The 7022-nt window shown below is 52.4% G+C and carries 5 protein-coding genes; all 5 read left to right on the top strand.

Features of this window, described 5'->3' with window-relative positions:
- Positions 1 to 250 precede the first annotated feature (250 nt).
- The 5 genes from ACP5D4_RS20305 to ACP5D4_RS20285 all read left to right on the top strand — a co-directional run bounded on the left by ACP5D4_RS20305 (position 251) and on the right by ACP5D4_RS20285 (position 6978).
- Positions 251 to 916, top strand: a complete 666-nt coding sequence (locus tag ACP5D4_RS20305; RefSeq protein WP_428013432.1) for a class I SAM-dependent methyltransferase — start codon at positions 251 to 253, stop codon at positions 914 to 916.
- A 99-nt stretch (positions 917 to 1015) separates the two neighbouring features.
- Positions 1016 to 1444 (top strand): beta-carboxysome assembly chaperone CcmS, encoded by a 429-nt coding sequence (gene ccmS, locus ACP5D4_RS20300; protein WP_428013431.1) that lies wholly within the window; start codon positions 1016 to 1018, stop codon positions 1442 to 1444.
- Between the two features lie 180 nt (positions 1445 to 1624).
- Entirely contained in the window at positions 1625 to 2788 is a 1164-nt protein-coding gene (locus ACP5D4_RS20295) for a tetratricopeptide repeat protein (RefSeq protein WP_428013430.1), read from the top strand.
- 354 nt (positions 2789 to 3142) lie between these two features.
- Positions 3143 to 6160 carry an Ig-like domain-containing protein gene (locus ACP5D4_RS20290; protein ID WP_428013429.1) on the top strand — a complete coding sequence of 1006 codons (3018 nt, stop codon included), beginning with the start codon at positions 3143 to 3145 and terminating at the stop codon, positions 6158 to 6160.
- Between the two features lie 311 nt (positions 6161 to 6471).
- Positions 6472 to 6978, top strand: coding sequence for a CHASE2 domain-containing protein (locus tag ACP5D4_RS20285; protein ID WP_428013428.1), 507 nt, complete (start codon positions 6472 to 6474; stop codon positions 6976 to 6978).
- Positions 6979 to 7022: the final 44 nt, after the last annotated feature.

The raw sequence follows: 7022 nt of genomic DNA, 5'->3' as shown, positions 1-7022 counted from the left end.
TCGATCTTGAGTTTCACTTCTATGAATTGCCACAATTGACTTAGGATTGCTATAGATTCTCTTGGATTCGGTATATTTGTATTTTTTGAAATATTAAAATTGAGGTATTTTGTTTGTTTTTATATGTTTTAATCGAAAATTTATAGATTTTATAAATTCATAAAAAACGATATTATTTGGTATTTTTATGTTATAATAATAGTTCTTTTAGATTCTCTTTTTTTCTATATTTAGAGTAGCGAAAAAAACGATGAAACGAATTCTAGAACCCGAAGTCATGGATACCTGGGAAGAATCCGTCGCTTACGACGCGATGGATTTTACCGAAGTCAATACGGCCTTTGTCGAAGAGGCGATCGCCATCGGTCCCGAATCCGGACTCGTTCTCGATTTAGGAACAGGAACCGCGAGAATTCCGATATTGATGGCGCAGCGAAACCCCCAGTGGAAAATTGTCGGTATCGACTTATCCAAGAATATGTTGAAACTGGGTCAGCAGCACGTCAAAAATGCTGGATTGAGCGATCGAATCCGCTTAGAATACGTCGATGCCAAACAACTGCCTTACGACGAGAACAGCTTCGATTTCGTCGTCTCCAACAGCATCGTTCACCACCTCAGCGACCCCGTTCCCAGCTTTCGAGAAATCGCCCGAGTTCTCAAACCCAACGGCGGACTGTTTGTGCGAGATTTATATCGTCCCGAAGACGAAGCCACAGTCGATCGCCTCGTAGCGGGTATCGGTTCGGACTACGACGCGCATCAAACCCAACTGTTTCGGGATTCCCTCTGCGCGGCGTTTACCGTCGAAGAAGTCATCGAATTATTGAAAAAAGCGGGATTGAACGAGGTTTCCGTTAAAATGACCTCCGATCGCCATTGGACTGCCCAGCGAGCCGGGTGCAACGGACGTTAACAAAATGAGATGATGGGAAAATCGAACAGTTTGACGGTTCGATCGCAGCCATTCACGAATCGTCCTGAATCCGAGTAGAACACACGAAAGCCAACTGTTATGAGACCGGGAACCCCCCCCCAGAACACTGAAGATCGCAAATGGCGAGAGCAACTCGATCGCTTCGTCAAAGCCAACACGATCGAAATCGCCGCCTTAGCCTGGGATTTGCACCAACGCAACCCCGACAGTCACGAATATTTAGGCATCGACATCGCCCCGAAACCCCATTTCATCACCTGCACTCGGGAGGCTTTAGCAACCCTCAACCAAAAAGTCGATAACCGCCTGCGGGAGATGATGGGAGTCGTGGACAATCACAATCCCGAAATCGAAGTGCTTCTCATCGCCATTGGAAACGGCCAAATTCAAGCGGTGCAATACCAACCGCAGCCGACGCCGCCGGAATGTTTCGAGGAGACGGACGCCGACATCGATACCTTAATCGATCGACTCGAACAGCGGATGGGAGCGCAAATCGAACCGTGAATTTAGAGTGGCGAGGGAGAATTTCAGCAAATCGTCCGTAACCCGATCTCTCCTTGAGGTATAACATTGAATGTCTCAGGGCGGGGATCGAGTGGCGATCGCTCTCCACGAGAATCGATCGATACTGACGTCCCGTCGCGCCTTTCAGCGTTCGTTTCCTCTTTTGAAGTCAAGTCACGTATGTTCTCACTGCACAAGTCTCTATCCATCGCGGCTGTCGTTCTCATCGCCAGTGCAGCCGAACTCGGCGTTCCGGCTTACGGTCGTCCCCTTCTCGAGACCGAGGGAAACCTCGCGAAAGTGGATTTCCCACTGGTGGCGTCCAAACAAGCCGATACCCAACAAGCCGAGAACGCCGAATCCTCCGAAGACGTGAACCAACTGCTTTCAGAAGGTCGCGATCTCGTGGAAACGGGAGAGTTCGGCGAAGCCTTAGCCCGCTATCGCCAAGCGGCGAATTTAGACGAGGAGAACCCTCGGATTTTTTCCGCCATCGGCTACTTAGAAGCCCAACAGGGGAATTTCGAGGCGGCGGCGGAAGCTTACCGACAAGCCCTCGACTTAGAACCGAACGTGGCTGAATTCCACTACGCTTTGGCTTATGCCTTAGCCAGTGCGGGAAACGACGCCGAAGCCGAGGCGGAATACGAAATCGCCGCCGAACTCAACGATCGCAACGCCAATGCGTTTTTCGGACTCGGGGTCGTGCGGTATCGTCAAGGGAACTACGAAGGGGCTTTAGAAGCATACCGCCAAGCGGCCGCCCTCACTGACGACAACTGGCGAGTTCACGAATCCATCGGTTCGACCTTGTTAAACCTCGAACAGTACGATGAGGCGATTTCGGCGTTGCAAAAAGCGGCCAACATCGCCCCCAACGAAGGACGCATTCAGGTGAATCTCGGTGTGGCGTTACTGAACACCAATCGCGTCGAGGAAGCGATCGCAGCGTTCGATCGCGCTATCGAACTCGAACCGCGCAACGGCGAACTGCTGTTTGAAGTGGGGCGACTGTTACTCGAACGGGGCGATCGCGATCGCGCCTTCGACCTATACCGACGAGCTTCCGCTCTGTACGACGAACGAGCTGACATCCATCTCGAACTCGGAAAACTCTATCTCGAACGAGACGACGGACTCAACGCCATTATCGCCTTCCGTCAAGCCGTGGAAGTAGACGAAGACTTAGCCGAAGCACACCAGCTTCTCGGTTTGACCCTACAAGATCGAGGACGCACCGACGAAGCGATCGCCGAGTTGGAAACGGCTTTGCAACTGTACGAAGAGCAGGGAAACAGCGACTTAGCTGAAGAGGTGCGAGAGCAACTCGACGAATTGCGCTAAGTTTCGAGAAGTTTCGGCTCGAAGTCTCACCGAACTCGAGCAACGTCTCGACAATTGGCTCGAACAGAAACCCGGTATCGTGGTGGCGATACCGGGTTTTTCGCAATGGCAAAACTACCGGGTTTCTCCAACTCCCCTCGCCAGCTTCGACATAATTCTTCACGGGGGTTTCGGGAACAACCGAAGCCGATCGAAATTCTCTAAAGTAGAGAGGTAACAAGTGCAAAATCGACCCAACCGAAACGGTAGAGTGTGTGGTGCGGGCTAAAAACTTTGCTGAAGTCAAATCCGTTTGGCATGGCTGCCTCACGCATCTCTTTCACGTTTTGCCATCGTTTCACCCCCAAAGTTCCCATGCTTCAGTCTTCCCCATCTGCCCGCCGTCCCCTTATAGTGGTTATCGATGCAGGGGTTTCTGAGATCGATCGACTCCTCAACGGTCTAGTTCCCCAAGCCGAGGCGGTGGTCTTACCGCGCGATCGCGACGGAATCGCCTATATCGAAGAGGTTTTAGCAAAACGTCCCCAGGTTACCCAACTGCACGTTGTCTCTCACGGCAAACCGGGCTGTCTGTTCCTGGGGAACGCCCAACTCAATCTCGACAGCTTCTCGAAATATCGCGATCGTCTCAGACGGTGGGGCGAAACCGACGACGGACGAAGACGCCCTGATTTTTCTATTTCCCTCTACGGTTGCCAAGTGGCGGCTGGAGATGCAGGAGCGGAATTCGTCGAAACCCTCCATCGCCTCACACTCGCTGACATCGCCGCTTCTACCAGCCTCACCGGATGCAGTGCGATCGGCGGGAATTGGGAACTTGAGGTGCGGACTTCAGGCCGTCGCGATCGATCGATCGTCTTTGACAGACAAACTCGAGAAAAGTATTCTCATGTCTTCGGTCCGCCTGCCTTTTCGGGGACGATTAGCGATGTCACGGTAGATGAAGATGCTTCTAATACCAACATCGATCTGACGGCATTTTTCAACGATCTCGATCAAGCGGCAGATACGCTGATATATGCTGTTCAGAATGATAATTCTTCGCTCGTTAGCACGTCTGTCAGCGGAGGTCAGTTAACTTTAGATTACGCAGCCGATGCTTCGGGTACGGCAAATCTGAAGGTTCGAGCTTTGGATAACGATTTCAACAGTGATGATAGCAATACCTTTACCGTTATCGTTAATCCAGTCAACGATCGACCCGAGGCTAACGACGTAACGGAAACCACCGATGAAGATACGACGATAAACGGTTCCCTGGCCTCAGCCGTCTCCGATATCGACGATCTCAGCAGCGTACTCACCTTTGAAGTCGAAACAGACTTGGAAACCAGCAAAGGCGCTAAAGTCACCATCGACTCCAACGGGAACTACAGCTACGATCCGACGAACGCCGAAGAACTGCAAGCCCTAGCCTCCGGTCAAAGCACCACCGACAGCTTTAGCTACACCGTCAAAGATGACGACGACGCCTCCGCCACCGGAACCGTTACCATCACCGTTACGGGACAAAACGACAGTCTCAACGCCCTCGACGACCAAGCTGAAGCCTTGTTTGGTCAATCTGTCTCTATCGACGTTTTGGCTAACGACATCGACCCAGACGGCGACGATTTCATCCTCTTCTCTTTTGACAGCAGTTCCGCTAACGGCGGAAGCATCAGCCGAGACGGAGACCAGCTCGTTTACAGCGCCCCGCCGAATTTCCTCGGCGACGATACTTTTACTTACCGAATCACCGACGCCGCTAGTAGCGATACCGCCACCGTCACCGTCACCGTCAATACGCCCCCCATCGCCGAAGACGACATAGCCTTTACCGAAGGCGAGGGACAGTCTGTCGTGGTCGATGTCCTCGCCAACGACAGTGAACCGGACGCTAATGCTGACCTCGGTGAGGAAGAAGACCCGGTTGAAGACCCCGAAGAAGAACCGGAACCCAGCGATTTTATTCGTATTGAAAGTGTTGAGGGAACGGCGAAAAACGGCGGCAGCGCCAGCATCGTGACCAACAATACTGCGGATCCCAGTGATGATAAGATTCGCTACACGCCGCCGGAAGGATACAACGGACCCGATCGCTTCGAGTACACTATCGAAGACAAGTTCGGCGGAACTGCTACGGCTACGGTGGTCATCAACCCGGCTGATGCTATCGATGACGACCCCCGCACGAAAACTAACCGTGCTATCGATATCGATGTGCTGGATAACGATCGACTCTTCGGTCCGGTGTCGATCGTCGGTTTCGATAGTAAGGGCATTAACGGCGGTTCGATCGAACTAGAGGGCGATCTTCTGGTATTCACGCCAGCGGACGACTTTCAAGGCTTCGACCTGTTCGAGTACACTATCGAAGATTCTGACGGAAACCGAGACACCGCCAGTGTTCGCGTTCTGGTGGCTGATGAGGTGGAACTTCCGCAACCGGAAAACCCCATCGACCCCAACCCCTACGGAAATCGGGACAGCGTCACGGTGATTCCGCCAATTCAACCGCCGAGTCCCAATGTCACTCTGGATACTCGCGAGGGGGAAAACGAAACGGGGGAAAATGTGGTGTTTGGTGATGAGTTTCCCAATACGCTGCAAGGGAAACCTGCTAATGACATTATGTCCGGTTTGGCTGGAGACGATAACCTCTACGGTGCAGAGGGCGACGATCAGTTATTCGGCAATTCTGGCAACGACTTCCTGAAAGGGGAAATCGGCAACGATTTGATGTTTGCTGGGGCGGGAAACGATTTTCTCGATGGGGGCGATGGAGACGACGCGATGGCGGGAGAGTTGGGGGACGATATTTTACAAGGAGGTATTGGCAACGATTTGATGTTCGGTAACGGTGGGTTCGATCGTATGGACGGCGGGGAAGGGGCTGATACTATCCTCGGCGGTAAGGAAAACGATGTTCTGACGGGGAATTTCGGCGATGATGTGATGGCGGGAGAGGTGGGTATCGATACTGTTCAGGGAGGCGACGGCAACGATTTAATTTTTGGCAATCAAGGTAATGATATCCTCGATGGTTCCCGAGGTGATGATTCCCTTTTGGGCGGTCAAGACGATGATATTCTTTTTGGGGCGGACGGCGACGACTGGCTCAAGGGCGATCTTGGTAATGATGTTCTTGTGGGGGGCGACGACAACGATCGATTTGTTATTGTCAACGACGGATCGATCGATACGATTGGCGATTTTACGTCTGGGGAAGACAAAATCGATCTCTCTCTCGGGGACTTTCAAGCGGAAGATATTGTGTTACAACCAAGCGGCAACGATACTCTCGTCAAACTCGTCAATACGGATACGGTACTGGCGATCGTGCAGAACATATCCTTCGAGCAATTGGGAAGCGACGATTTTTCCTTTTAGGTCGCGAGGGGTTGGCCTCTCTAACCCTTCGCCAAACACCAGTGGTACAGTAACAACGAATTCGGGGACATCGCCACCGGGAGCAGATTCAATTGAGGTTTGTTGCTTGGAGAGAGCATCGGCGCCTGTTTGTCAGAGACGCTTCTCGGTGGGGAGTTCTATGAGTTTTGTTGTTATGTTTTTGTTGAACGCGATGCTCGATGCCTAGGTTGCGCGATACGGTTCGAACTCTACGGTCTGCTATTACTCGATACATCCCGATACGGGCGATGTTTAATTCGTCCTCCTGTCCGTTCGACCCCAAGGTGATAGTGGTTCATTTCGTTGTTGTTCTGTCGGTCGGTATGGGACAAGCTTCGGGGATGTTTGAGGTAAGCGAACTGTCTGCTTTCGATGGTGCGGTGCGGCGGCGAAGCCATTTTTCTGAACCCTGGCGAGTGACGGTAGTGGCTGTGACGGAAGCGGATTTTACGGAATATCAGTGGCCGCTCTCTGACGCTCTTCTGGCTCGGGCGATCGATCGCTTGCAGCTTCACAGTCCCCGCGCCATCGGCTTAGATCTCTATCGCAATGTTGCTGTTGGAGACGGCGCCGATGCTCTCACGGAAGAGCTGGAGGCGGACAATCTGGTTGTGATTCGCAGTGTCTCGGCTATTGAGAACGGCGGGACGCCCGCTCCGGAATCGGTGCCGCTCGATCGCGTCGGGTTTAATGATGTGCCGATCGATCGTGATGGGGTCGTCCGCCGTCAACTCTTATTCGCTACGGATGCGAACGGGGAGTTGTTGTTTTCTCTGGCTGCGCGTTTATTAAACTAAGCCGGGCAGTCGCCCACCTGACTCGTCTTCAAAACCGTGCGTGA

The sequence above is a fragment of the Baaleninema sp. genome (assembly GCF_049974805.1).
Classification (GTDB): Bacteria; Cyanobacteriota; Cyanobacteriia; order Cyanobacteriales; family Geitlerinemataceae; genus Baaleninema.
The sequence above is the reverse complement of the archived record's forward strand: the minus strand, read 5'-3'. Positions and strand labels throughout refer to the sequence as shown.